We start from the raw sequence: 26189 nt of genomic DNA, 5'->3' as shown, positions 1-26189 counted from the left end.
GAGCGTCGACCCGTGCACGAGCGTACGACCGGAGGTCAGCGCGTCGCGGTCGTGCGCGGCACAACGACCACAGCGCTGCCGCCGCGGGCGGGGTAGGCCTTGATGGCGGCCGCGAGCTCGAGGTCGGCGGCGGTGGGACGAAGGCCGGCGATGATGTTCTTCAGGAACTTGCTCATGTATCCAGCATGAAGCAGCCGAAGCCATGCGTCCAATAGCTATTGGTTAAGTGATCCATGCACCGTTTGCATGGGACTCAGCAGGCCCGGCGGCCAGCCAGGGCGCGCGGGCGACCGGCCAGGTCGCGGTGATCCACCAGGTCGAACCATTCGCCGGCGCTTGCGAGCGCACGGCTCAGGCCCGGCCCTTGCGCGTCCGCGTGCTCCATCACGAGCACGCCCCCCGGCTTCAGCAGGGTCGCCGCGCGCGCCGCCACCAGCCGCGGGATCGCGAGCCCGTCCGCGCTGCCGCCGTAAAGCGCGAGTTCAGGATCGTGGTTGCGCACCTCGGGATCGATCGGCACCTGGCCGGTCGGGATGTATGGCGGGTTGCTCACGACCACGTCCACGCTCCCGGCCAGCTCGGGGAAGGCCCCGACCGCGTCCCCCAGCCGCAGCTCCACGTCGAGGCCGAGCAACTCGCGATTGCGCTGCGCCCAGGCATACGCGTGCTCTGACTTCTCCACCGCCAAGATGCGCGCGGCCGGCAACTCGTCCTTGATAGCCAGCGCGATCGCCCCCGACCCGGTGCACAAGTCGACGACGACCGGCTCCCGTATGCCGGCGGCCACCGCCTCGCGCGCCGCCTCCAGCGCGAGACCGGTCACCACCTCGGTCTCCGTCCGCGGGACGAACACACCCGGGCCGACGGCAAGCGTCAGCCCGCGGAAATAGGCGCGCCCGGTCAAGTGCTGCAACGGGATTCGCGCCGAGCGCTCGGCGATCAGATCCGCCAGCCGACTGGTGGCGGCGTCGTCGATCGGGTCGCGCAGGACCATCCGGCGGCGCACCTCGCTTGTCGGCACCCCGAGCACGAAGGACGCGAGTTCGACGGCGTCGGCGTCGGGCGAGGCGATCCCGGCGGACGCGAGCTGGGCACGGGCGGCGGTCAGAACGGCATACAGGCTCGGGGTCATCGCGCGTCAGTTGCCGCCGACGGCGGCAAGGCGCGCGGCTTCGTCGGCGCTCATCAGCGATTCGATCGCCGGGTCCATCTCGCCGCCGAGGAAGATGTCGAGGTTGTAGGCCTTGTAGCCGGTGCGGTGGTCGCTGATGCGGTTCTCGGGGAAGTTGTAGGTGCGGATGCGCTCGGAGCGGTCGACCGTGCGCACCTGCGACTTGCGGGCATCGGATGCGGCGGCGTCCGCCTGCTCCTGGGCGATCTGGTGCAGCCGGGCGCGGAGTACGCGCATCGCGGACTCCTTGTTCTGCAGCTGGGACTTCTCGTTCTGGCACGAGACGACCGTGCCGGTGGGGAGGTGGGTGATGCGGACGGCCGAGTCGGTGGTGTTGACGCTCTGCCCGCCCGGTCCGGAGCTGCGATAGACGTCGATCCGAAGGTCGTTGGGGTCGACATGGACGTCGATTTCCTCGGCCTCGGGCATCACCCACACCCCCGCCGCGGACGTATGGATGCGCCCCTGGCTCTCGGTGACCGGCACCCGTTGGACGCGGTGCACCCCGCCTTCGAACTTCAAGCGCGCCCACGGGGCTTCGTCGGGGCCGGGCGTCCCCTTGGCCTTGACGGCGACCTGGACATCCTTGTACCCGCCGAGATCGGACTCGGTGGCGTCGATGACCTCGGTGCGCCAGCCGCGCTTCTCGGCGTAGCGCAGGTACATCCGCAGCAGGTCCCCGGCGAAGAGCGCGGACTCCTCGCCGCCCTCCCCCGCCTTGATCTCGAGGATGACGTCGCGGTCATCGTCGGGGTCGCGCGGGATCAGCAGCCGGCGCAGGCGCTCGTGCGCGGCGTGCTCGGCCTCCTCCAGAGCGGGGACCTCGTCGGCGAAAGCAGCGTCCTCGGCGGCGAGCTCACGGGCGGCGCCGAGGTCGTCGTGGGCCGCGTGCCACGTGTGGTAGGCGGCGACGACCGGGCCGAGCGCGGCATACCGGCGGCCGACCTCGCGCAGTCTGGCCTGGTCGGCGATGACCGCGGGATCGGCCATGGCTTGCTCGCACTCGGCATGCTCGGCGAGCAGGGCATCGACGGATTCGAACACGGCCGGGACTCCTTTGACGGGTGGCGAGGGGGGGCAGCGCTGGTGAGGCGGCGGCATACGGGCAGGGAAATGCGAACGCGCCGGCTCGCCTATGAGGGCGAACCGGCGCGTCGGGAAAGCTACTTGGCGGCCTTCTTGCCGTAGCGGGCCTCGAAGCGGGCCACGCGGCCCCCGGTGTCGAGGATCTTCTGCTTGCCGGTGTAGAACGGGTGGCAGTTGCTGCAGACGTCGGCGTGGATGACGCCGTTCTTGGCGGTGCTGCGGGTGGTGAAGGTGTTGCCGCAGGTGCAGGTCACCGTCGTCTCGGCGTAGGCCGGGTGGATGTCCTTCTTCATGGGGTGCTCCTCGATCGTGGGCCGGGTCGGCGAGTCGGGCTCGCTCTGCGCCATCGGTGGCGCGCGCCGTGAACCGGTCCGAAGGAATAGTGTGCCAGAGCGGCACACGCTCTCCCAAACGCGCGCGGGCGCCGGCGCATTCCCTCGGGACGCTCCCGGGCGGGCCGCATACTTGCCGGTGTGAGCGAGGACAAACCGAGCAAGCGACGTACGCCCCCGATCACCCCTGCGAATCTGGCGCGAGCGCTGCGCCGGGAGCGGGACGAGGCGCCCACGGACGTCGAGCCGGCCGAGTCGGCGCCCGCGGGGCCGGTGATCCGACGGGCCACCGCGCGCGATCTCGCGTCAGTGGTGGCCCTGCGGGCGCTGATGTTCACCGCACTGGGGGCGGGGGCGGAGGCCGTGGCCGACAATGCCTGGCAGGCCGCCGCCCACCGCTGGTTGCAGGTGCACCTGGGCAACCCGCGGGTCTACATCTGCGTCGCCGACCTCAACGGCTCCGCGGTCGCCTGCTCGATCGGCGAGGTCGTGGATCGCCCGCCGTCGCCGGCCAACCCGTCGGGGCGAGTCGGCATGCTGGGCAATGTCGCGACCTTCCCCGAATACCGGATGACCGGGCTCGGGCAGGCCTGCGTCGATGCGGTCATGGCGTGGTTCCGCGACGAGACCGATGTTTCCAGCGTCGAACTCTTCGCCACCCCCGAGGGCCGGCGCCGATATGCCGCGCACGGCTTCACCGAGCACGAGTTCCCCCAGCTCCGCGTCACGTTGGACCGGACGCCCCGGACCTAACCTCTGGTAGCAGCATTTAGGTGACGTCGAGCAGGGTCTACCCTGCTGGAGGTCATCTAACCTGTGCTGAGTGGCCGTGGTTGGTCGGCATCTCTACCGTTTGGCCGCGGCCTTGGCCAACTCCGCAGCAACCTCGGTTGCTTTGCCGTCCCTGAACTGGGCGCGTGTCCCGTCGAGACCGCCGTCGAATTGCTCGCCGCGGCCTAGCCGATCGCCGTCGTAGGCCATGATCGTGTCGCAGGACAAGGTATTCCACCCCGGACCGTCACCCGGTGGCATTTGTTGACCAGGGCGAGGTAGGAGTGGCCCACCATCAACCACGGGCACTCCGGCGACCTCATGGCTACCTCCCCGCTGCCGTCGAAGAGCCATCTGCCGCCTGCTAGCAGGGTTTAGGAACAGGGGCCGGCGCCACGAAGTTCTGCGCCGGGGCAGCGTCAGACCACGTCTTTGCTCGCCGAGCCGGGCCAGGAGATGACGCGCCAGTCCTCGTCGCCGGCCGGGCTCCGGAAGGGAGCAGATGCGGTGACGACGACATTGCGCCCGATGATGCCCTCATCAGCGGAATGTTCCTCGTCGTCAGGAGCCACCCGCACCGCACGCACGACGGTGAACGAGACGAGGTGATCGCCGTGTTCGGCCCACTGCGCGAGCGTTTCGGCGGCAAACCCCTCGTCCATCTCGACAACGGTGCCGCCCGGTCCGGTGACAGGGGCGACGGCATCCCCGGAGCAGCCGGTCAGCGCGAGCCCCACGGCACCGAGCAGGCATACGGCAGTCAGCCGGCGAACGCGCGCCACGTCGTCAATTGTGAGCGGGGACCGGCGGGGGTCACGCCCCACCGGTCCCCGCTGCACGTGTGCCGGAACGGCGCCGGTCAGTCCTTCTCGTCGTCGAGACGGATCGAGCTGGTCTGCTGAACCTGAACCAAGAACTCGTAGTTGCTCTTGGTCTTCTTGAGCCGGTCGATCAGCAACTCCACGGCCTGCTGCGCATCCAAAGCGGACATCACGCGGCGCAGCTTCCACATGATCTTCAGCTCTTCGGGGGCGAGCAGGATCTCTTCGCGGCGGGTGCCCGAGGGGTTGACGTCAACGGCCGGGAAGATGCGCCGATCGGCGAGCTGGCGCGAGAGGCGCAACTCCATGTTTCCGGTGCCCTTGAACTCCTCGAAGATGACCTCGTCCATCTTTGAGCCGGTCTCCACGAGCGCGGTCGCGAGAATGGTCAGCGAGCCGCCGTTCTCGATATTGCGCGCGGCGCCGAAGAAGCGCTTCGGCGGGTAGAGCGCCGAGGAGTCGACACCACCGGAGAGGATGCGGCCACTCGCCGGGGCGGCGAGGTTATAGGCGCGGCCCAGGCGGGTGATGGAGTCGAGCAGCACGACGACGTCGTGACCCATCTCGACGAGTCGCTTGGCGCGCTCGATGGCGAGCTCGGCGACCGTGGTGTGGTCGTCGGCGGGCCGATCGAAGGTCGAGGCGATGACCTCACCCTTGACCGTGCGCTGCATGTCCGTGACCTCTTCGGGGCGCTCGTCGACGAGCACAACCATCAGGTGGGCCTCGGGATTGTTGGTGGTGATCGCATTGGCGATCGCCTGCAGGATCAGCGTCTTGCCGGCCTTGGGCGGGGAGACGATCAGGCCACGCTGCCCCTTGCCGATCGGGGCGACCAGGTCGATGATCCGGGTGGACAACTGGTTGGGCTCGGTCTCCAGGCGCAAGCGCTCCTGCGGGTAGAGCGGGGTCAGCTTGCCGAACTCCGGGCGGTGGTGCGCGGCGTCCGGCGTCATCCCGTTGACGGTGTCGAGACGCACCAGCGGGTTGTACTTTTGGCGCTGGTTGCGACTGCCCGCCTGCACGGTCTGGGCCTCCTCGCCGTCGCGCGGGGTCTTGACGGCACCGGTGACGGCATCGCCCTTGCGCAAGCCGTGGCGCTTGACCATCCCGAGCGGGACGTAGACATCATTCGGTCCGGGGAGGTACCCCGATGTGCGCACGAACGCGTAGTTGTCGAGGATGTCGAGGATGCCCGCGCACGGTGTTAGAACATCGTCGTCGGCAACCTGCGGCTCCGCGTCGAAGTCCCCGCCCGCGGGCTGACCGGGCATGCGACGCTTGTCGCGGTTGCGACCACGGTTGCGTCCGCGGCGGCGGCTGCCGGGCCCGTCCTCATCGTCATACCGGCCCTGTTGGCCCTGGTTCTGCTGCCCCTGCTGGGCGCCCTGCCGGCCTTGCTGGTCGCGGCTTTGCCCGTCGCGGTTCGGCTGGCCGTCGCTTTGGCGACCCTGGCCGTCGCGCTGCTGGGTGTCCTGTTGGCCGCGTTGGTTTTGCTCCCGGACGTCGCTCTGGCGCGCCTGGCCGTCGCGGCCCTGCTGGTCCTGTTGGCCGCGCTGCTCGCCCCGGTCGCGATACTGCTCCCGGTTGCGGTATGCCTGCTCGCGCCGGCCGCCGTCCACCGGCTCGCCCTCGCCGGTGCGCCCGTCCTCGCCGCTCTGGCTGTGTTCGCCCTGGCGACGAGAACCCTGGCTGCGGCGCTCGCCTTGGCGGTCCTCGCCCTGTCGGTCGGCAGCGTCACGACGAGTCTGGGCGTCGCGGCGCGACTCGGCATCACGGCCGTCCGATCGCGTCTCTGCGCGGTCCTGCTCACGCGACGCGCTGTCCTCGCGAGAGATCGTCTCGCGCTCGGCCGCGCCCTCGAGCCGCTCGGCCTGCGGGGCGCCTTCACCGCGAACACCGCGCACGACGCGGCGGTTGCCGGTGGCGGGGCGCTCGGTCGTGCCGGCGGAGGATGAGGGGGCGACGGGAGCGCCGGACTGCTTCGCCCTGATCACGTCGATGAGGTCACCCTTGCGCATCTTGGCGGTGCCGGAGATGCCCATGCTGCTGGCCAACCCCTGCAATTCGGCCAAACGCATTGCGGTGAGCGCGCCGGAGCGGCGCGGCTTCTCGCTCGTCGGTGCGGCGACGTCGAGAGTGGTTGTATCGGTCACGAAGGACCCTTTCCCTCGTCATGGGCGTTGTTCCGAGCGCGTCGGAAAGGGCCCTGGATTACGTTGCAGCCGTAGGAAATCCGGCTACCTGAGGAAGTCCCCTGCATCGTCCCGTGCCCATGTCGGCCCGAGGGCACACATGGGGGGCGATCATCAAGTGGATTGCATTCGCGAATCAAGAGCTCTGCGGCTTATGCGAGTTCGCTATTGCGGTAGCACTGTATCACCGCACTACCCCCCACAACGCAACCAGGATGTCGGGCATTCCCGCGTGCTGAGATGGTGGCACCCATCAGGGTACGGATGCCCGGACTTGCCTGGCCGCGGAATCCTGGATGAGCGTCTGCCGCTCCCGCGCCCTCCATGAGCCCTTCCTGACTCAAAAGGAGGCGGCAGCAAACCCGTGCCGATTCAGGACGGGATGTACCGCAAATCTGCCGGCGATTATCCGTTGGCTACGCGTCCGAGACCGCGGGTACGACGGTGATCCCGGAGGCGGCGAAACCCGGGTCGAGCACCTGCCAGGGCCCGCCGGCCAGGGCCAGGACCTCCGCCGGCGCCGTCGTCAAGGCCAATACCGATGGTCCGGCGCCGGAGATGACGGCCGCGTGCCCCGCGGCACGCATGCGGTCCACGAGGGCCATCGACGCGGAATACGACGGGCGGCGGGCTTCTTGGTGCAACCAATCACGGGTGGCAGGGAGCAAGAGCTCCGGGTCAGTGGTCAGCGCGTGCACGAGGAGGGCGGCGCGCGCGGAATTCGCCGCGGCATCGCGCAGGAGCACCTGGCTCGGCAGCACGGAGCGGGCGGTCGCAGTGCTCAGTTGAGTGTCGGGGCAGACGACGATCGGCCGCACGTCGGGGTGAGGAGTCAGGCATACCGTCCGCGTATGCGCGAGCGGCCCGGCCTCAGGCGCATCGTCCGGCCAACTCAGCGTCAGCCCGCCGTAGACGCTGGCCGAGGAGTTGTCCGGATGCCCCTCCATCTCGGCGGCGAGATCGTTGACGAAGGCGAGATCGATTGCCGCCGGCCCGCCCGCCGCGAGCGCGGCGAGGGCGCTCGCGGCGCCGATCCCGGAGACGATCGCCGTCGCGGACGACCCCAGTCCACGCCCGTGGGGGACGGCGTTGACGCAGGTCAGCGTCATACCGGCCGGGCGGTCGACGCCCAACGCGTCCAATCCGCGCAGCAGCGATCGGATGACCAGGTGGCGTTCGTCGGTGGGCACCGCACCGGCGCCCTCGCCGGTGGCGACGACGCGAAGGCCCGGCTCTTCGGTGACCGTCACCGTGCACCGGTCACGAATGTCCAGGCCCACGCCGATCGCGTCGAACCCGGGGCCGAGGTTGGCGCTGCTCGCCGGGACGGTGACCGTGACCGACCGCCCCGGCTCCCACATCGGGAGCGAGGGACTCACCCCTCCAGGCCGAGCGCCACGGCCGCGCTGTAGACGTCGACCGGGATGCGCGTGGGCGTGATCGACTGGCCGTCGACGCCCTTGAGAGCCCAGTCCGGGTCCTTCAGGCCATGACCCGTGACGGTGCACACGATGGTCGCGCCGCTGGGCACGCCCCCCGCCGCATGGACCTTGAGCAGGCCGGCGACACTGGCCGCGGACGCCGGCTCGACGAAGATGCCTTCCGTAGCAGACAGCAGCCGGTGGGCGGCGAGGATCTCGGCGTCGGTCACGGCCTCGATGCGCCCGCCCGAGTCGTCACGCGCCTCCTCGGCCTGCGTCCACGATGCGGGGTTGCCGATCCGAATGGCGGTCGCGATGGTCTCGGGCTCGTCGACCGGGTGGCCGAGCACGATGGGCGCCGCGCCCGCCGCCTGGAAGCCCCACATCTGCGGGCGCTTCGTCGCCGGACCGTCGGCGACGCTCGGAATCCCATGTCCCGCAACGTATTCGCGATAACCCTTCCAGTAGGCCGTGATGTTGCCGGCGTTGCCGACCGGCAGGCAGTGGATGTCCGGGGCATCTCCGAGCGCGTCGACAATCTCGAAGGACGCGGTCTTCTGGCCCTCGATGCGCGCCGGGTTGACCGAGTTGACGAGGTCGACTGGATAGACCTCGGCGAGCTTGCGGGCGACCGTCAGGCAGTCATCGAAGTTCCCTTCGACCTGCAGCAAGGTGGCGCCGTGGGCGATCGCCTGGGAGAGCTTGCCCATCGCGATCTTGCCGTCCGGGACCAGGACCGCACACGTCATACCGGCCTTGGTCGCATAGGCCGCGGCGCTCGCGCTGGTATTGCCGGTGCTCGCGCAGATCACCGCCTTGGCCCCGTGCTTGGCGGCCATCGAGATCGCGGTCGTCATGCCGCGGTCCTTGAAGGATCCGGTCGGGTTGAGCCCTTCGTACTTGACCAGGACTCGGGCATCGACGCGCGCCGAGAGCTTCTCGGCCTCGATCAGCGGCGTGCCGCCTTCGTGCAGGGTGACGACAGGGGCGCCGGCGAGCATCGGCAACCGGTCGGCATACTCGCGGATCACGCCACGCCACTGGTGGGCCATGGGTTCACGCTCCTTCGACACGCATGACGGAGACGACCTCGGCGACCGACGGCGAGGCCGCCAGTGCATCGACCGTCGCGGACAGGGCGGACTCGGTGGCCCGGTGGGTGACGACCACGAGATTGGCATGCGCCTGGCCGGTCGCGGAGTTGGCGGGGATGTGCTGCCGCACCGTCTCGATGGAGACGTCATGGGCGGCGAACGCCTGCGCCACCTGGGCGAGCACGCCCGGCCGGTCCTCGACGTCGAGACTGATGTGGTAGCGCGTCGTGGACGTCCCGATCCCGAGCACTGGCAGATCGGCGTATGCCGATTCCCCCGGCCCGCGGCCGCCCGCCACCCGGTGGCGAGCGACGGCCACCAGGTCACCCAGGACGGCCGAGGCGGTCGGGTCGCCGCCCGCGCCGCGGCCGTAGAACATCAACTGGCCGGCGGCCTGGGCCTCGACGAAGACGGCGTTGTAGGCGTCGCGCACCGAGGCCAGCGGGTGGCTGCGCGGGATCATCGCGGGGTGGACGCGCACATTGATGCCGTCCCCGTCGGGGCCGGTCGTGCGCTCGCAGATGGCAAGGAGTTTGACGACGCAGTCCATGGCCTTGGCGGCGGCGATATCGGCTGCCGTGACGTCACTGATGCCCTCGCGGAAGACGTCCGCACCACGGACCCGAGTGTGGAAGGCAAGCGAGGCAAGGATGGCGGCCTTGGCCGCAGCGTCGAAGCCCTCGACGTCGGCGGTCGGGTCGGCTTCGGCATAGCCGAGGGCCTGCGCCTGGGTGACGGTCTCCTCGAAACCGGCGCCGCTGGTGTCCATCTTGTCGAGCACGAAATTCGTTGTGCCGTTGACGATTCCGAGGACCTTGCGCACGTCGTCGCCGGCGAGCGACTCGCGGATCGGGCGCAGGATCGGGATGGCACCGGCGACCGCGGCCTCGTAGTAGAGGTCGACACCGGCGGCGTCGGCCGCGGCATACAGGGTCGGGCCGTCCTCGGCGAGGAGCGCCTTGTTGGCCGTGATGACCGACGCCCCGTGCGCCATCGCCGAGAGGAGCAGCTCGCGCGCCGGGTCGATGCCGCCGATGACCTCGATGACGATGTCGGCGCGGGTGACCAGTTCGGCGGCGTCGGTGGTGAAGGTGGCCGGGTCGACCGGCAGGTCGGTGCGGTCCTTGGCCGGGCGGCGCACGGCGATGCCGACCAGCTCGACGGGCGCGCCGACGCGGGCGCGCAGGTCGGCGGCATTCGTCACGAGCATGCGCGCGACGGCGGAGCCGACGACGCCGCAGCCGAGCAGGGCGACGCGGATGGGCTTGGCGGGTTCGTCAGTCATCGGGCACTCATCCCACATCCAGGGCTAGCAGGTCGTCGATGGTCTCGCGCCGCACCAGCACCCGGGCCTGGCCGTCGCGGACGGCGATCACGGGTGGGCGGGGCGTGTGGTTGTACTGATTGGACATGCTGCGGCAGTAGGCGCCGGTCCCCGGGACGACGAGCAGATCGCCGATGGCGAGGTCGTCGGGGAGGTATTCGTCCAGGACGACGATGTCGCCGCTCTCGCAGTGGCGGCCGACGACGCGCGCCAGGCGCGGGGCCGCGTCGGAGGACCGGGACCCGAGGGTGACCGAGTAGTCGGCTTCGTAGAGGGCCGGGCGGATGTTGTCGCTCATCCCGCCGTCGACGGAGACATACCGGCGCGAAAAGCCTTCGCCCAGGCCGACATCCTTGATCGTGCCGACTTCGTAGAGGGTCACGCCGGAGGGGCCGGCGATGGCGCGCCCGGGCTCGATGGAGACGCGCGGGGTGGCAGTCCCATCACCGGTGCCGATGGCCTTGAACTCGCGCTCGACGATGCCGGCGAGTTGTTCGGCGAGCTGCCCGGGGGCGAGGGGTGTGTGCTGCGAGGTATAGGCGATCCCGTAGCCGCCGCCGAGGTCGATCTCGGGCAGGTCCGCGCCCGTTGCGTGCACGACATCGGCGTGCAATTGCACGAGGCGGCGAGCGGCCAGTTCGAAGCCGGTGGTGTCGAAGATCTGGCTGCCGATGTGGGAGTGAAAACCCTTGAGCGACATGGTGTCCGGGTGCGCAACGACGCGATCCGCTGCTTCGCGGGCCACGCCGTCGGCGAGGCTGAAACCGAACTTCTGGTCCTCGTGACCGGTGGCGATGAACTCGTGCGTGTGCGCCTCGACGCCGACCGTCACCCGGATCATCACCGGCGCGACGACCCCGAGCTCGCGGGCGATGGTGTCGACGCGGACGATCTCGTCGAAGGAATCCAGCACGATCCTGCCGACGCCGTATTCGAGAGCACGGCGAATCTCGGAACTGGATTTGTTGTTGCCGTGCAAGGCGATTCGCTTACCGGGGAAGCCGGCACGGATCGCGACCGCGAGTTCGCCACCGGTGCAGACGTCGAGATTGAGACCCTCCTCGGCAACCCAGCGGGCGACCTCGGTGCACAGGAAGGCCTTGCCGGCGTAATACACATCGGCGCCACCGGTGAAGCTGTCGGCGAAGGCGTCGCGGAAGGCGCGGGCCCGGGCGCGGAAATCGGTCTCATCCAGCACATAGGCGGCCGTGCCGAACTCGCTTGCGAGAGAGACCACGTCGACGCCGCCGATGACAAGTCGGCCGACGGCGTCACGGCATACGGTCTCGGGCCACAGCTGCGGCAGCAGCTCCATGACATCGCGCGGATAGGGCAGCCAGATGGGCGGCCCGCCATAGCCTTCGGCGTGGAGGGCACCGGCCTCGTGTGCGCGCATCGGCTACATCCTCTCGGGGGCCGAAACACCAAGCAGCCCAAGGCCATTCGCGAGCACAACCCGGGTGGCGTCATTGAGCCAGAGGCGGGTGCGGTGCAGGTCGGTCACCGGCTCCTCGGCGTTGAGCGGGCGGACCCGGCAGGTGTCGTACCACTTGTGGAAGTGCGCGGCGAGGTCTTCGAGGTAGCGCGCGACCCGGTGCGGCTCGCGCATCGCGGCGGCCTGGCTGATCACGCGCGGGAAGTCGCCGAGAATCGCCAGGAGCGCGGCCTCGGTTGGGTCAGTCAGGAGCGCCGGGTCGAAACCTTCGCTGCGGTCGACACCGTCCTCGGCAGCCAGGCGGGCGACATTCGCCGTCCGTGCGTGGGCGTATTGGACGTAGTAGACGGGGTTGTCATTGCTGCGCTTGATCAGCAGGTCAAGGTCGATGTCGATGTTCGAGTCGCTGGAGCTGCGGGTCAAGGCATAGCGTGCGGCGTCGCGGCCAACGGCGTCGACGAGGTCATCGAGCACGACGACGGTGCCCATCCGCTTGCTCATGCGAACCGGCTGGCCATCCTTGACGAGGTTGACCATTTGACCGATGAGGATCTGCAGGTTGCGGCCTGGCTCGTCACCGAAGAGCGCGCACATCGCCATCATCCGGGCGACATAGCCATGGTGGTCAGCGCCCAGCATGATGATGCACTCATCGAAGCCGCGCTCGCGCTTGTCGAGGTAGTAGGCCAGGTCGCCAGAGATATAGGCGGGCTGGCCGTCGGATTTGATGACGACCCGGTCCTTGTCGTCCCCGTGCTCGCTGGTGCGCAGCCAGAGCGCACCGTCCTTGTCATACACGGCACCGAGTTCGCGCAGGCGCGCGATCGCCCGCTCCACGGCACCGCTGGCATGCAGGTCGTTCTCGTGGAAATAGACGTCGAAATCGACACCGAAGTCATGCAGCGTCGACTTGATATCCGCGAAGGCCATCTCGACCCCAATCGCCCGGAAGCGCTCCTGCGCCTCCTCGCGGGGTAGCTCGGTGATGCCCGGCTCGCTCGCGACGATTTCCGCCGCGGTCTCGGCGATGTAGCCACCCCCGTAGCCGTCCTCGGGTGCCGGCTCACCAAGGGCAGCGGCGAGGAGGCTACGGGCGAACCGGTCGATCTGGGCACCGTGGTCGTTGAAGTAGTACTCCCGGGTGACGTCGGCCCCGGTCGCTTCGAGGACCCGGGCGAGCGCGTCGCCCACGGCCGCCCACCGCGTGCCGCCGAGATGGATCGGCCCGGTCGGATTGGCTGAGACGAACTCCAAGTTGACCTTGACGCCCCACCCCTGGGTGCCCTGCCCGTATGCCGCCCCCTCCTCCACGATGGTGCGCGCGAGTTCGCCGGCGCTCGCCGCGTCCACGGTGATATTGAGGAAGCCGGGGCCAGCAACGTCGACGGCGGCGACGCCGGTGACGGGGGAGAGAGCGGCGGCGAGCTTGGCCGCGAGGTCGCGCGGCGGCATACCGGCAGGTTTGGCGAGCTGCATGGCGATATTGGTCGACCAGTCGCCGTGCCCCTGCTGGCGCGGGCGCTCGACGCGAAGGGTCTCGGGCACCTCGACGTTCAGCTCGCCGGCGGCGACGAGTTCGGCCAAGGCAGCGCGGATCGCGGCGGCCAGCTGTTCGGGGGTCACCGGGCGATTCTACGGAGGGCTCGGGGTGCCCACGAACCGCATTCTGGGCCGCGAGACTCGCCCGGTGGCCGCCTGGGAGGGTTATCGATGAGTGAAAATGTGGTCAGGACCGCGTTATCACTCATCGTTGAGGTGCCAGGCTCGGTGGATGCTGGCGATTCACGTCCGCCTGGCTGGGCCTGCTACCCTCAACCCTCGTTGTCGCCCCCGTAGCTCAGGGGATAGAGCACCGCCCTCCGGAGGCGGGAGCGCAGGTTCGAATCCTGCCGGGGGCACCGATAGGCCGGCATCCACGAGGAACGAGTGGAGCCGGCCTTCGGTGACTCCGGCAGAAGTAACAGGCGCCTGGAATGAAATGAGAGCGCCGACGGGGGCACGCGTGGGAGTCGAGTGAAGCACAAGTTACCCGAGCGTTACCCTGTCGATGGGGCTGAATCGGCCTCTCGACAGGGCTGAATCGGCCACTCCCACGCAGAGCGGGGGACCCAGACGGGGGATCAGGGCGCGCACATCATCGATTGCCGCGCGCAGCAGCGCCACCAGCCGCTCCGGCCCGTCCGGGATGGCAGCCTGGTGCAGGCCGATGGTGGCGGTGTGCACCATCAAGGGCGCGACCTTGCGCACCAGATGGCCCTGGTCGATCGAACACGCGCCGACCGCCTGGCGCCGCTTCACGGCCCAGTCGCGTTGCGCCGGAACCAGATCCAGCGCCGCGGCGATCTCGGCGCGAAGCCGGGCACCGCCCGGCGGCTCGGCCGTCACCACATACTGGTCGCACGACAGTGCCCCGGCGCTGAGCACGTGCTGAGCCTCCAGCGGTGCCACGGGGAGCGCCGCGACGGCCGCCCGCACGGCGACGGCCACTGCCAGGATCGGATCGCTCCCGTTCAAACCCACAACCTCAGGAATCAAGCCCACCAACTCGGCCCGTCGCTCGTCACCGACGAAGTCGTTGACGTCACGCGCCAGCGCCGCGAGCACCGGGTGGGTGCAGTCCGGATGATCGCTCCACCGCTCCCCCGCCAGATACGACGCGAACTCCATAAAGCACCCACCCGACCGAGGCGTGCGATGCCGCCCGGGCGAGAGCACGGGAACACCGATCGGGACATGCATTCGGAAAGCCACGGCCACCACCACCTGAAGCCATTGTCGCGCGCTGCGGCGGGTTTGCGCCAGGGAAAGCCCGGGTCAGTGCCGCTGTGACGCGTCGATGACTTCGCCCACCAATATCTCCAGCACGTCCTCGAGGAAGATCACGCTCGTCGTGCGGCCCGCTTGATCAACCACGCGGGCCAGGTGCGAGCCCGAGCGCTGCATCGTCGCTAGGGCGTCCTCGACCTCGTCGGCCTCACCGACGGTTGCCAGGCGCCGGACGCGCTTGGCCGGGATGGGCACATCGTGCTCGGCCAAGTCGGCATACAGGATGTCCTTGAGGTGCACATAGCCGGTCAGCTCACCGGCGGCGTTGACCGTGGGGAAGCGGGAGAAGCCGTGCTTGGCGACCAGCCGCTCGATCTGCGCGGGCGTGGCGGACTCCGCCACGGTGACCAGGCGCGCGACCGGTACGCCCACGTCACGCGCGTCCTTGTCGGAGAATTCCAGGGCGGCCCCCAGCAGGTCGAACTGGTCCTCCTCCACCAGCCCCTCCCGGTGCGATTCGGCCACGATGTGGTGGACCTCCTCGGCCGTATAGGCGCTGGCCACTTCGTCTTTGGGTTCGATGCCCATCCGGCGCACGATCGCCTTGGACACCGTCTCCATGACGAAGATGAACGGCCGCAGCACGCGCGTGAGCCAATAGAGCGGCGGCACCAGGATCAGCGCAAAGCGTTCGGGCGAGGCGATCGAGAGGTTCTTCGGGATCATCTCCCCCACCACGACGTGCAGATAGACGACGATCAGCAGCGCGAGCGCCAGAGCCAGCCCACTGATCCCGGGCTCCGGCACGCCGAGGGAGTGCAAGGGCCCTTCGAGGGCGTGGTGCAGCGCGGCTTCCGAGATCGCACCCAGCAGGACCGAGCACAAGGTGATCCCGAGTTGCGCACACGCGAGCACGCTGCCCATGTGCTCGGACGCCTCGATGCAGGTCCGCGCGCGTCGGCTCCCCGCGTCGGCGAGGGGCTCCAACTGGCTGCGCCGCGCGGCCATGGCGGCGAACTCCGAGCCCACGAAGAAGGCGTTGAGCAGGAGCAGCACGATGGTGACCCAGGCGGCCGGGCTCATGTCCTCGCCCCTTCGTCCGCACCTTCGGCGGCATCCTCACCGTCGGCGGCATCCGCACCTTCGGCGGCCTCCGCACCGTCGGCGGCATCCGCACCGTCGGCGGCAGCCACATCGGCAACGGCCCCCTCGGGTGGCAGCGGGATCATGCGTAGCCGGTCCACCCGCCGGCCGTCCATATCCACGATGACGATCCGCCAGCCGGGCAGAAAGGTCTCGTCCCCGACGGCCGGCACCCGACCGAGGGCGGCCATCACATAACCGCCCACCGTCTCGTATGCCGGCCCGTCCGGCATGGGAGCGCCGACGCGCGTGCGCACCTCGTCCGGACGCCACATACCGGGCACGATCCAGGAGCCGTCCACCGTGCGGCGACCGGTCGTCTCCGACCGGTCGTGCTCATCGCCGACGTCGCCGACGATCTCTTCGATGACGTCCTCGAGGGTGACCACGCCGGAGGTGCCGCCGTATTCGTCGACGACGACCGCGAACTGCAAGCCGGCCTCGCGCAGGGTGTCCAGCAGCGGATCGAGCCGCAGGGTCTCGGGCACGACGACCGGGTCGACCATCAGCGCGGACACCGGAACCCCGGGGCGCCGGTCATACGGGACCGAGATCGCGGCCTTGACGTGGACGACGCCGTCGACGTCGTCCCAGTCGTCGGCGATCACCGGGAAGCGGGAGTGCCCGGTAGCCCGCGCGAGGGCGACGACATCGGCCGCCGACGCCGTACGTTCGATCGCGGACGCGCGCGAGCGGGGCGTCATGACATCGGCGGCCGTCTGCTCCCCGAAGCGCAAGGACGCGGTCACCAAACGTCCGGTGCTCTCATCCAGGGTCCCAGCAGCGACCGAGGACCGCACCATGGAGGCCAACTCCTGCGGTGTCCGAGCCGCGGACAGCTCCTCCTGCGGCTCGATGCCGACCGCCCGCAAGAAGGCATTGGCCGATCCGTTTAAGACAGCGATCAGCGGTTTGGCGATCAGCGCGAAGATGCGCACCGGTCGAGCCGCCTTCTTCGCGACCCGCAGCGGCGCGCTGATGCCGAGGAACTGCGGAACCAGTTCACCAACGATCATCGAGAAGAGCGTGGCAAGCACGAGCGCGAGCACGCTGCCGACGCGTCCGGCCATACCGACACTGACGCCCGCAGCCTCGAGCCCGCTGGTCAGCAGTGCACCCACCGACGGCTGGGTGATGAAACCGAGGATGAGGGTGGTCAAGGTGATGCCGACCTGCGCGGCCGACAACTGCGTCGACAACTGCTTCAGCGAGGCCAGCACCGACTCGGCTGCGCGATCGCCCTGGTCGACGGCCTTCTGGACGGTCGGACGGTCCAGGGCCACGAGCGAGAACTCAATGGCGACGAAGAGGGCCGTCCCCAAGGTGAGGGCAATTGCGGCAATCACCAGCAGCCACTCGCTCATAGTGCGGCCATGGTACCCAAGGATGCCTGGTTGAATGGGTGCGCACCACGGGGTGCGAGGACGGGGGCAGGGGCCCCGCATCGACCGGAAAGTTGACCCAGATGAGCGCGACCGCCGATGGCGGACGGATCGAGATCACCGATCTCACTAAGAGATTCGGTGACTTCGTTGCCGTCGACAACCTCAGTTTCAGCGTGGCACCGGGGCGGGTCACCGGCTTCCTCGGGCCCAATGGCGCCGGCAAGACCACCACGCTGCGGATCCTGCTCGGCCTGGTCAAGCCCACCGCAGGCACCGCCACCATCGGTGGCGTTTCGTATGCCGGGATCTCCACGCCGCTGACGACCGTCGGGTCCGCGCTCGAGGCCACCAACTTCCACCCCGGACGCTCGGGTCGCGACCACCTGCGCGTGCTCGCCGCCACCGCGGGCATACCGGATTCTCGGGTGGACGAGATGCTCGAACTCGTCGGCATCCCGGCCGCCGCCCGCCAGCGGGCGGGGGGCTACTCGATGGGCATGCGCCAGCGCCTCGGTCTGGCCGCCGCGATGCTGGGCGACCCGCAAGTGCTGATCCTCGACGAGCCCGCCAACGGCCTCGACCCCGAGGGCATCCGCTGGCTGCGCGGCTTCCTGCGCAGTCTCGCCGCCCAGGGCCGGACCATCCTGGTCTCCAGCCACATGCTGCAAGAGGTCGAGCAGACCGTCGACGACGTCGTGATCATCTCGAACGGCCGGCTCGTCCGGGCCGGGACCATCGAATCCCTGCACGGCCCGGTCACCGCGCTGGTGCGCACCTCGGACCCCGGCCGCCTCGCCGGCGCGCTCCGCGTCGCGGATGTGACGTCGACTCCGGGGGCCGACGGCAACTCACTCTCGGTGCAGACCGACGACCTGCGCCTCATCGGCGATGTCGCCCTGCGCGCCGGGCTGCCGATCTGGCAACTGCAGCCGCAGGCCAGCGACCTCGAAGAACTCTTCTTCGCCCTGACCGAGGGCCAGAACCGCAATCTCGGCGACGGGACCGCTCCCCAGGAGCAGGACGCGATCGCCGGCCAGGACGGGGGGAACGAAAAGTGATCGGCGCCATCCGCTCCGAGCTTCGGAAGGTCTTCAGCACCCGGTTGTGGTGGGGCATGGGGCTGGGTATGGCCCTGGTCGCCGCCTTGATCGCGATGGGCTTCGCCGCCCTGCTCGGCAACGCGAATATGGACAACGGCGACAACGGCGGCCAGGGCAACCCCTTCGCCAAACTGACCGTCGGCACCGCACAGCTGATCTACAACGCCGGCATCGTGCAGCAGATGTCGCTGCTCTTCCCGCTGGCCCTGGGGGTCATGCTGATCACCGGCGAATACCGGCACAAGACGATCAGCGCGACCTTCCTCTCTACCCCCAACCGGTGGGTCGTGATGATCTCGAAGATGATCGCCGTGGCCATCACCGGTGCTCTGTATGCCGTTGTCCACGCCGCCGCCAGCATCGCCGGCGCCGTGCCGATCATCAAATTCGTCAAGCACCAGCCGACCCTCCTCGGCGAACCGAAGGTGTGGGAGTCGCTCGGCATCGGCATCCTCGTCTTCGCCATCTGGATGCTCATCGGTTTCGGCGTCGGCATGCTGATCCGCAACCAGATCGCGGCTGTCCTGATCGCCGTCGGCTTCGCCTTCATCATCCAGACCGCCCTGTCCATCATCTTCACGGTCAAGCACTGGTATTCGGCGATGAAGTGGATCCCGGGCCAGCTGACCTCGAACATGCTCATCACCAGCGATCCCACGGCCGGTCAGAGCGTCGACCCTGCCGCCCAGGCTCAGTACTTCGATCACTGGTGGCAGGCCGGTCTCGTTCTCGTCCTGTATGCCGCCGTGCTCGCCATCAGCGGTGCCTTCCTGACCACTCGGCGCGATGTGACCTGACGTCGGCGCGCGGGCACCGCGGGAATCGGCCCACTCCTGGTGGCCCGGGTAGGCTGGACGGGTTGAAACAGTTCCGTCACCGCTGACGAGTGCGAAAGAGGCGTTACGGCCGTGCCCGACCCCAAGACTCCTGCCGACCCGATGGAAGCATTCGGACCCAACGAATGGCTCGTCGATGAGCTCTACGAGAGCTACCTGAAGGACCGGAACTCCGTCGACCGGGCCTGGTGGGACTTCTTCGCGACCTACCAGCCCGGGGATAATGGCACCTCGCAGAGCAATGGGCAGTCGCCCCCGGCCGCCGCACCGGCCCAGGCGCCCGCCGGAGCCCAGGCGCCCTCCGCGGCGGCCAAGCCGCCCACAGCTGCGGCGGCCCCCGCCGCGGCATCCCCCGCCGCGAGTCCGACAACGTCAACACCGGCTCCCGCACCCGCCGCACCCGTGGCCCCTGCCGCGAACGCCGCACCGCTCGCGCCGGCCCCAGCCCCTCGTAAAGCACCTGAGCGTCCAGCCCCGACCTCGCCCTCGGCCACCCCCCGCGACGCTGCGCCCAAGTCCCCCGCCGCCGCGACGGCAAGCACCGAGGTCAGCCCGATCCGCGGCGCCAGCGCACGCGTCGTGACCAATATGGAGAATTCGCTACAGGTCCCAACGGCGACCAGCGTGCGCAGCGTGCCCGCGAAGCTGCTGATCGACAACCGGGTCGTCATCAACAATCACCTCGCCCGCGCCCGCGGCGGCAAGGTCTCCTTCACCCACATCATCGGCTACGCCATGGTCAAGGCCCTGGCTCAGCTCCCGGCGATGAACAACAGCTTCACCAAGGTCGACGGCAAACCGGCCTTGTGCATTCCGGCCCACGTCAATCTCGGCATCGCGATCGACCTGGCCAAGGACGACGGCACCCGGCAGTTGCTCGTCCCCTCCATCAAGGCCGCCGAGAGCATGGACTTCTCGCACTTCTGGGCCGCCTACGAGTCCCTGATCAAGAAGGCCCGCGGCGGCAAGCTGACCATCGAGGACTTCCAAGGCACGACCATCAGCTTGACCAACCCCGGCACCATCGGCACGGTCAGTTCGGTTCCGCGGTTGATGCAAGGCCAGGGCACCATCATCGGCGTCGGCGCGCTCGAGTACCCGGCCGAGTGGCAGGGGGCCAGCCCGACGATCCTCAACCGCAATGGCGTCAGCAAGATCCTCACGCTGACCTCGACCTATGACCACCGGATCATCCAGGGTGCCCAGTCCGGCGACATGCTGCGGATCATGCACCAGCTCCTGCTCGGCGCGGACGGCTTCTATGACGAGATCTTCGCCAGCCTGCGCATCCCCTACGAGCCGGTGCGCTGGGTCCAGGACATCGACGCCTCGCACGACGACGACATCAACAAGGTTGCCCGCGTCCAGGAGTTGATCCACGCCTACCGCGTGCGTGGCCACCTGATGGCCGACACCGACCCGCTCGAATACCGCCAGCGGCGCCACCCCGACCTCGACGTCACCAGCCACGATCTGACGCTGTGGGACCTCGACCGGCACTTCGCCACCGGCGGCTTCGGCGGCGTCCCCTTCCTGCCGCTGCGCAAGATCCTCGGCATCCTGCGCGACTCCTACTGCCGCTCCGTCGGCATCGAGTACATGCACATCACCGACCCCGAGCAGCGCCGGTGGATCCAGCGCAAGGTCGAGATCGGCTACGCCAAGACCTCGCGTGAGGAGCAACTGCGGATCCTGCGCCGCCTCAACTCCGCCGAGGCCTTCGAGACCTTCCTGCAGACCAAGTTCGTCGGCCAAAAGCGCTTCTCGCTCGAAGGCGGCGAGTCCGTGATCGCGCTGCTGGACCGGGTGCTCTCGCGGGCCGCCCAGGACGGCCTCGAAGAGGTGTGCATCGGTATGCCGCACCGCGGCCGGCTCAATGTGCTCGCCAATATCGCCGGCAAGCAGCCGAGTCAGATCTTCCGCGAGTTCGAGGGCAAGCAGGACCCCCGCTCGGTGCAGGGCTCAGGGGACGTGAAATACCACCTCGGCACCGAGGGTGTTTTCACCGCCGAGTCCGGCGCGACCACCAAGGTCTACCTCGCGGCCAACCCCTCGCACCTCGAGGCCGTCGACCCAGTCCTCGAAGGCATCGCCCGCGCCAAGCAGGACCGGATCAACCTCGGCGGCGAGGACTTCACCGTCCTGCCCATCCTGCTACACGGTGACGCGGCCTTTGCCGGCCAGGGCATCGTGGCCGAGACGCTGAACCTCTCGCAACTGCGCGGTTACCGCACCGGCGGCACCGTGCACGTCGTCATCAACAACCAGGTCGGATTCACGACTGCGCCGACCAGCTCGCGCTCGTCGATTTACTGCACCGATGTCGCCAAGATGGTGCAAGCACCGATCTTCCACGTCAACGGCGACGACCCGGAGGCGTGCGTGCGGGTGGCGGAGCTGGCATACGAGTTCCGTCAGGAGTTCAACAAGGACGTCGTCATCGATATGGTGTGCTATCGCCGCCGCGGACACAATGAGGGCGACGACCCCTCGATGACGCAGCCGCTGATGTACAAGCTGATCGAGGCCAAGCGCAGCGTCCGTAAGCTCTACACCGAGGCCTTGATCGGCCGCGGTGACATCAGCCAAGACGAAGCCGACGCGGCCTTGCGCGACTACCAGCAACAGCTGGAAAAGGTCTTCGTCGAGACCAAAGCGGCCATGCAGCAGCAGGACATGCCGGCCGATGACCCCTCTGTGCGCGGCACCGACGTCGAAGGCCACGCCGGGCTGGAGCGACCGACCGCCCAAACCCCGACCGCGCCGCGCCACTCGGCCACTCAGACCGCCATCTCCACCGAGATGCTCCAGCACATCGGCGATGCGTTCGTCTCGCCACCGCCCGGCTTCACGGTCCACCCGAAGCTCGCGCAAGCGATGGAGAAGCGCGCCTCCTCCACCCGCGAGGGCGGCGTCGATTGGGGTATGGGCGAGTTGCTCGCCTTCGGTTCCCTCCTCATGGAGGGCACGCCGGTGCGGCTGGCCGGACAGGACAGCCGGCGCGGCACTTTCGTCCAGCGTCACGCGGTCCTGATCGACAAGCAGAACGCCGACGAGTGGACGCCCCTGCGTGAGTTGAGCCCGGACCAGGCGAAGTTCTGGGTTTACGACTCCCTGCTCTCGGAGTACGCCGCCATGGGCTTCGAGTACGGCTATTCGGTTGAGCGGCCCGACGCACTCGTCTTATGGGAGGCCCAGTTCGGCGACTTCGTCAACGGCGCTCAGACGATCATGGACGAGTTCATCTCCTCCTCCGAACAGAAGTGGGGCCAGCACTCATCGGTCGTCATGCTGCTGCCCCACGGCTACGAGGGCCAGGGCCCGGACCACTCATCGGCGCGGATCGAGCGCTTCTTGACGCTGTGCGCCGAGGACAATATGACCGTCGCCTACCCGAGCACGCCGGCGAGCCACTTCCACCTGCTGCGCCGCCAGGCGTATGCCCGCCCCCGCCGCCCGCTGATCGTCTTCACGCCGAAGTCCATGCTGCGGCTGAAGGCGGCGTCCTCGATGCCCGAGGACTTTACGACCGGCGGCTTCCGACCCGTCCTGCCGGATACGACCAAGCTCGATGGCCACCAGGTCGACCGGGTGCTGCTGGCCAGCGGCAAGGTCGTCTACGAACTCGAGGCGGAGCGCGAGAAGCGCGGCGACCAGCGCACCGCCATTCTGCGGCTGGAACAGATCTACCCGCTGCCGGCGGACGAGATCGCCGCCGCCCTGGCGCAGTATCCCAACGCCGAGTTGGTCCTGGTCCAGGACGAGCCGAAGAACCAAGGGTCCTACCCGTTCCTCGGCCTCAACCTGCCTCCGGAACTGGCCGAGCGGGGCTACACCAAGCCGCTGCGTGTCGTGTCGCGGCCCGCTTCGGCCTCGCCCGCGACCGGCTCGTCGAAGAAGCACGCGGCCGAGGAGGCCATCCTCCTGGCTGCCGCCTTCGATCGCTGACGGGATCGAGGATGTACTTCACCGATCGCGGCATCGAGGAGTTGGAGACCCGGCGCGGGGAGGAGGAGGTCAGCCTCGCCTGGGTCGCCGACCAATTGCGCTCCTTCGTCGACGAGCACCCCGAGTTCGAGGTGCCCATCGAGCGGTTGGCCGCCTGGCTGGCGCGCCTGGACGACCTTTTCGCCGAGGACTGACCAGTCGCTCCGGGCCGGATCAACCGGCCCGGAGCGCCGCCAGATCGGACGGCGTCATGGTGGCCGCGAGTTGCCGGTCGTTGCCGCCGGCACCGACATTGTCGGTATGCAGCGCCTGCTCGCCTTGACTGCGCGGGATGCTGAGCATCGCCATCCCCCTTTGCATCGATGGTGCGCACGGTGATGCCGGCCCGCAGCGCGCAGGCGTTTGTCCAGATGTCGTCCGCACGCGGGCATACGTCCATGAAGGCCGCGCCGGCGGCGGCGATGGCCGCGCGCAGGGCGGCGGGGAAGACCACGCCCGCACCCCCGGTGAGGAAGACGCGCGGGGCCGGAGGACCCGCGGGGGCCGCCGGCCACTGCGCGTAGGGAGCCAACTGCCCGTTCTCCTCGAAGGACACCGTCTTGGCGCGATAGCCGACGAAGTCACCGGGTGCGGCCGCCTGCCCGCTGGCCAGGCCCGCGAGCCAGCCGCGGGGGTAGAGCAAGTCGTCATCTGCCGTGACCAGGTCCAGGCCGTCCCCGCCGGCCAGCCTGCAGTAGGGGTAGCTCTTCTTGTGCGGGCCGAAGTCATTGGTGGCGAGGACTTCCAAACCCCGCTCGGCCAGCCGGTCGATCATCCTTGCTGGCTCGGGCCGCGTCCGGGTTATCGACCCACAGCAGAAATCGGGCCGGCCGGACACGACCGGCGGCGAGCGACTCGATGGCATAACCGACGACACTCATCCGCCGGCCGTAGGAGGTGATGGACAGGGTGACCGGCGAATCCCCGGTGACGGGTGCGCTGCTAAGCCGGTCCGGGCCGCAAGGAACCCAAGGGTGGCCAACTTGACCACCTTGCGGGGCTTATCGTGCCTCGGGCTCGAGTCGATCTCCACCGAAGCATCTCTCTTTCTCAGGCAGGGACCCGGCGGATGCGCCGAGTCAACAGGCGGACCACTGCGAGCAACTGGTCGGTGTCATGGCGGCTCCAGCCGTAGAAGCCGCGCCAGGGGATACCGAAATGGCGATGCAGCCAGATGATGTTCGCGGTGCCGGCGACCAGGCTTGCGGCGACCATGGCCAGGCCGCCACCGAACGCACCCACACGAGGCGTCGCCACCACCAGTACCAGCACATTCGCCGCTGCCGCGAAGGCCATACCGAGTCAGCGCCGGCGCGGGTCGGCCGCGAGCGCCCAACCCGCGCCGGCGATCGACCCATTGGCCCCGAGGTAGGCCGCGCGGAGCACCGCCGGATGCCGGACAGAATGGCCAGCAGGATCGCGAGGATGACGGCGACAGCCGGGATGATGTCGCGCGACTTGGTCCGCGACCGGCGCCCGGCGGCACGCGTGGCGCCGCCACCTCCCCAGAAGCCTCCGCCGCGTTTGGTGGCCTGGTGCCGGTCGGTCGACTCCTGGCCATCGGCAGGCACGAACGAACTCCAATAAGTGCAGAAAGTGAGACCGGGTGGGGCCTCCCGGCCCACAAAGTCTAGGACAACGCGGCGACAATACTCGCCACGCGTGGTGCGACCCGGGGGTCGAAGACGCTCGGGACGATGGCATCCGAGGTGGGTTCGTCGACCAGGTCGGCAATCGCCCGCGCCGCAGCAATCTTCATCGCCGTCGTGATGGCGCGGGCCCCGGCATCCAGGGCGCCGCGGAAGATCCCGGGGAAAGCGAGCACATTGTTGATCTGGTTCGGGAAGTCCGAACGTCCCGTGGCAACGATGGCGGCATACCTGCCGGCGATGTCCGGGTGGACCTCCGGCGTCGGATTGGCGAGCGCGAAGATCATCGCGTCTGGGGCCATCGCGGCGACATCCGTCTCCTCGATGGTGCCTCCGCTCACGCCGATCAGGACCTCGGCTCCGATCAGCGCCTTGCCGATCGGGCCGGTCAGTTGACGCGGATTGCTCCATGCCGCAACCCTGGCTTTGTGGCCGGAGATGTCGCGCCGGTCCGGGCCGAGGATGCCGCGGGAATCGCACACGACGACATCGGCGACGCCCACCTCGTGCAGCAAATTGGCGATCGCGATGCCGGCCGCACCGGCCCCGCTGATGACGATCCGCAGATCCGCCAGATCCTTCCCGACCACCCGACAGCCGTTGATCAGGCCGGCGAGAACGACGATCGCCGTGCCGTGCTGATCGTCGTGGAAGACGGGAATCGGCAGCCGACGGGCCAGTTTGTCCTCGATGTCGAAGCAGCGCGGGGCGGAGATGTCTTCGAGGTTGATGCCACCGAAGCCGGGTGCCAGGCGGGCGATCGCCTCAACGAGTTCGTCCACCGTGCCGGTCTCCAGGCACAGGGGGACGGCATCGAGGCCGCCGAACTCCTTGAACAGCACGGCCTTGCCCTCCATGACCGGAAGAGCCGCGAGCGGGCCGATATTGCCCAGCCCGAGGACCGCCGTGCCGTCGGTGACGACCGCGACCGTATGCCGTTTGCTCGTGTAGCGCTCGGCCAGCCGGGCGTCCGCGGCGATGGCGGCGCTCACCTTGGCGACCCCAGGGGTGTAGAGCAGGGCCAGATCCTCCCGGCCCGCGAGTGGCTTGGTTGCGACTACCCCGAGCTTGCCGCCTTCGTGCGCGATGAAGACCGGGTCGTTCGCAAAGGGATCGCCCGCCTCTCCGGGCGTCGATGGATCGGTGGGGGTGCGCATGGTTACGGGCTCCAATCGAGACAGCAGGGCAGACTGATCGTGGGCGCCGGGCCACGTCGGATTCCGGGCGGGTGGGCCCGGATGGCGCCACGGGGATGACCGTAACGTTAGGCATCGTGTCATACCTGCCGGCGCCGATCGGGGTGGTTCGTGTCGAAGGCCACTCCATGTCGCCGACACTGTGGCCGGGCGATCTGCTGCTGATCCGTCGCACCCGTCGGCTGAGCTCGGGCGCTCTGGTGATCGCCCGGCTCCCGGCCGAACGCGACGGCACACCGCGCCCGGTTGCCGTCAAACGGCTCGCGGGGCGCGATCCCGCGGACCCGGCGCGCTGGTGGCTCGAGCGCGACAATCCCTCGGTCGGAGCCGACAGCTGGCTCTTCGGTTCGGTGGCCAGCAGTGACGTGCTCGCGGTGGTCGCGTGCCGACTCTGGCCGCCCCCGCTCCGGCTGCCGAGGCGATCGGCCGGGTAGGTTTGATCGCGAGCGATCCGCGTCCGGCTCGCCCGGCCAAGCA

At 69.0% G+C, this 26189-nt stretch carries 24 protein-coding genes and 1 tRNA gene; 7 read left to right on the top strand and 18 right to left on the bottom strand.

Annotated elements, in window-relative coordinates:
* Nucleotides 1-35: 35 nt before the first annotated feature.
* The 4 genes from ABD209_RS10470 to rpmE form a co-directional block, all read right to left on the bottom strand.
* Nucleotides 36-176: a hypothetical protein gene (locus ABD209_RS10470; protein ID WP_344065780.1), complete on the bottom strand. Its 141-nt coding sequence runs from the start codon at nt 174-176 to the stop codon at nt 36-38.
* 77 nt (nt 177-253) lie between these two features.
* On the bottom strand, nt 254-1132 hold the full coding sequence (prmC, locus tag ABD209_RS10465) for a peptide chain release factor N(5)-glutamine methyltransferase (protein ID WP_344065777.1): 879 nt from the start codon (nt 1130-1132) through the stop codon (nt 254-256).
* A 6-nt stretch (nt 1133-1138) separates the two neighbouring features.
* The gene (gene prfA, locus ABD209_RS10460; RefSeq protein WP_344065775.1) at nt 1139-2215 is read right to left on the bottom strand and encodes a peptide chain release factor 1; all 1077 of its coding nucleotides are present in this window, start codon (nt 2213-2215) and stop codon (nt 1139-1141) included.
* 119 nt (nt 2216-2334) lie between these two features.
* Complete coding sequence (gene rpmE, locus ABD209_RS10455) at nt 2335-2550, bottom strand: 50S ribosomal protein L31 (RefSeq protein WP_344065883.1); 216 nt, start codon at nt 2548-2550, stop codon at nt 2335-2337.
* A 180-nt stretch (nt 2551-2730) separates the two neighbouring features.
* Between rpmE and ABD209_RS10450 the strand changes: the two genes are divergently transcribed.
* Nucleotides 2731-3342 (top strand): GNAT family N-acetyltransferase, encoded by a 612-nt coding sequence (locus ABD209_RS10450; RefSeq protein ID WP_344065772.1) that lies wholly within the window; start codon nt 2731-2733, stop codon nt 3340-3342.
* A gap of 93 nt (nt 3343-3435) precedes the next feature.
* Here ABD209_RS10450 and ABD209_RS10445 read toward each other — a convergent pair whose 3' ends face one another.
* From ABD209_RS10445 to argS, 8 genes are all read right to left on the bottom strand, one after another.
* A complete protein-coding gene (locus tag ABD209_RS10445) occupies nt 3436-3621 on the bottom strand; it encodes a hypothetical protein (protein ID WP_344065769.1) in 186 nt (61 codons plus the stop codon).
* A gap of 158 nt (nt 3622-3779) precedes the next feature.
* Nucleotides 3780-4142, bottom strand: a complete 363-nt coding sequence (locus ABD209_RS10440; protein ID WP_344065766.1) for a hypothetical protein — start codon at nt 4140-4142, stop codon at nt 3780-3782.
* Nucleotides 4143-4219: 77 nt separating this feature from the next.
* Nucleotides 4220-6337, bottom strand: a complete 2118-nt coding sequence (gene rho / locus ABD209_RS10435) for a transcription termination factor Rho (protein ID WP_344065763.1) — start codon at nt 6335-6337, stop codon at nt 4220-4222.
* Nucleotides 6338-6792: 455 nt separating this feature from the next.
* Nucleotides 6793-7755 (bottom strand): homoserine kinase, encoded by a 963-nt coding sequence (thrB, locus tag ABD209_RS10430; protein WP_344065761.1) that lies wholly within the window; start codon nt 7753-7755, stop codon nt 6793-6795.
* The gene (gene thrC / locus ABD209_RS10425) at nt 7752-8849 is read right to left on the bottom strand and encodes a threonine synthase (RefSeq protein WP_344065758.1); all 1098 of its coding nucleotides are present in this window, start codon (nt 8847-8849) and stop codon (nt 7752-7754) included. Before thrC ends, thrB begins: the two co-directional genes overlap by 4 nt.
* Before the next feature lie 4 nt (nt 8850-8853).
* Nucleotides 8854-10176 carry a homoserine dehydrogenase gene (locus ABD209_RS10420; protein ID WP_344065755.1) on the bottom strand — a complete coding sequence of 441 codons (1323 nt, stop codon included), beginning with the start codon at nt 10174-10176 and terminating at the stop codon, nt 8854-8856.
* A gap of 7 nt (nt 10177-10183) precedes the next feature.
* Nucleotides 10184-11611, bottom strand: a complete 1428-nt coding sequence (gene lysA / locus ABD209_RS10415; protein ID WP_344065753.1) for a diaminopimelate decarboxylase — start codon at nt 11609-11611, stop codon at nt 10184-10186.
* Nucleotides 11612-11614: 3 nt separating this feature from the next.
* On the bottom strand, nt 11615-13273 hold the full coding sequence (gene argS, locus ABD209_RS10410; RefSeq protein ID WP_344065750.1) for an arginine--tRNA ligase: 1659 nt from the start codon (nt 13271-13273) through the stop codon (nt 11615-11617).
* Between the two features lie 203 nt (nt 13274-13476).
* On the opposite strand from argS, the gene ABD209_RS10405 reads away from it, so the two are divergent.
* A tRNA-Arg gene (locus tag ABD209_RS10405) sits at nt 13477-13548 on the top strand.
* Nucleotides 13549-13675: 127 nt separating this feature from the next.
* Here ABD209_RS10405 and ABD209_RS10400 read toward each other — a convergent pair.
* The 3 genes from ABD209_RS10400 to ABD209_RS10390 form a co-directional block, all read right to left on the bottom strand.
* Entirely contained in the window at nt 13676-14254 is a 579-nt protein-coding gene (locus ABD209_RS10400; RefSeq protein WP_344065747.1) for a hypothetical protein, read from the bottom strand.
* 210 nt (nt 14255-14464) lie between these two features.
* Nucleotides 14465-15499 (bottom strand): hemolysin family protein, encoded by a 1035-nt coding sequence (locus ABD209_RS10395; protein ID WP_344065744.1) that lies wholly within the window; start codon nt 15497-15499, stop codon nt 14465-14467.
* Entirely contained in the window at nt 15496-16923 is a 1428-nt protein-coding gene (locus ABD209_RS10390) for a hemolysin family protein (protein WP_344065742.1), read from the bottom strand. Before ABD209_RS10390 ends, ABD209_RS10395 begins: the two co-directional genes overlap by 4 nt.
* A 101-nt stretch (nt 16924-17024) precedes the next feature.
* On the opposite strand from ABD209_RS10390, the gene ABD209_RS10385 reads away from it, so the two are divergent.
* The 4 genes from ABD209_RS10385 (at nt 17025) to ABD209_RS10370 (ending at nt 23022) form a co-directional block, all read left to right on the top strand.
* Nucleotides 17025-18002 (top strand): ABC transporter ATP-binding protein, encoded by a 978-nt coding sequence (locus tag ABD209_RS10385; RefSeq protein ID WP_344065738.1) that lies wholly within the window; start codon nt 17025-17027, stop codon nt 18000-18002.
* The gene (locus ABD209_RS10380) at nt 17999-18841 is read left to right on the top strand and encodes an ABC transporter permease (RefSeq protein WP_344065735.1); all 843 of its coding nucleotides are present in this window, start codon (nt 17999-18001) and stop codon (nt 18839-18841) included. The genes ABD209_RS10385 and ABD209_RS10380 overlap by 4 nt, the downstream gene beginning before the upstream one ends.
* Before the next feature lie 141 nt (nt 18842-18982).
* Nucleotides 18983-22828, top strand: a complete 3846-nt coding sequence (locus tag ABD209_RS10375) for a multifunctional oxoglutarate decarboxylase/oxoglutarate dehydrogenase thiamine pyrophosphate-binding subunit/dihydrolipoyllysine-residue succinyltransferase subunit (protein WP_344065880.1) — start codon at nt 18983-18985, stop codon at nt 22826-22828.
* 11 nt (nt 22829-22839) lie between these two features.
* Nucleotides 22840-23022, top strand: a complete 183-nt coding sequence (locus ABD209_RS10370; protein ID WP_344065732.1) for a DUF6104 family protein — start codon at nt 22840-22842, stop codon at nt 23020-23022.
* 19 nt (nt 23023-23041) lie between these two features.
* Here ABD209_RS10370 and ABD209_RS10365 read toward each other — a convergent pair whose 3' ends face one another.
* The 3 genes from ABD209_RS10365 to ABD209_RS10355 all read right to left on the bottom strand — a co-directional run bounded on the left by ABD209_RS10365 (nt 23042) and on the right by ABD209_RS10355 (nt 25673).
* Entirely contained in the window at nt 23042-23170 is a 129-nt protein-coding gene (locus tag ABD209_RS10365; protein ID WP_344065729.1) for a hypothetical protein, read from the bottom strand.
* 747 nt (nt 23171-23917) lie between these two features.
* Nucleotides 23918-24163 (bottom strand): hypothetical protein, encoded by a 246-nt coding sequence (locus ABD209_RS10360; protein WP_344065726.1) that lies wholly within the window; start codon nt 24161-24163, stop codon nt 23918-23920.
* Nucleotides 24164-24497: 334 nt separating this feature from the next.
* Nucleotides 24498-25673 carry an NAD(P)-dependent malic enzyme gene (locus ABD209_RS10355; protein WP_344065723.1) on the bottom strand — a complete coding sequence of 392 codons (1176 nt, stop codon included), beginning with the start codon at nt 25671-25673 and terminating at the stop codon, nt 24498-24500.
* On the opposite strand from ABD209_RS10355, the gene ABD209_RS10350 reads away from it, so the two are divergent.
* Nucleotides 25652-26146 (top strand): S24 family peptidase, encoded by a 495-nt coding sequence (locus ABD209_RS10350; protein WP_344065720.1) that lies wholly within the window; start codon nt 25652-25654, stop codon nt 26144-26146. The genes ABD209_RS10355 and ABD209_RS10350 overlap by 22 nt on opposite strands.
* Nucleotides 26147-26189: the final 43 nt, after the last annotated feature.

Origin of the sequence: Nostocoides vanveenii, from assembly GCF_039531165.1 — a bacterium.
GTDB classification, from domain to species: Bacteria; Actinomycetota; Actinomycetes; order Actinomycetales; family Dermatophilaceae; genus Nostocoides_A; species Nostocoides_A vanveenii.
This window is presented reverse-complemented; position numbering and strand designations above follow the sequence as displayed.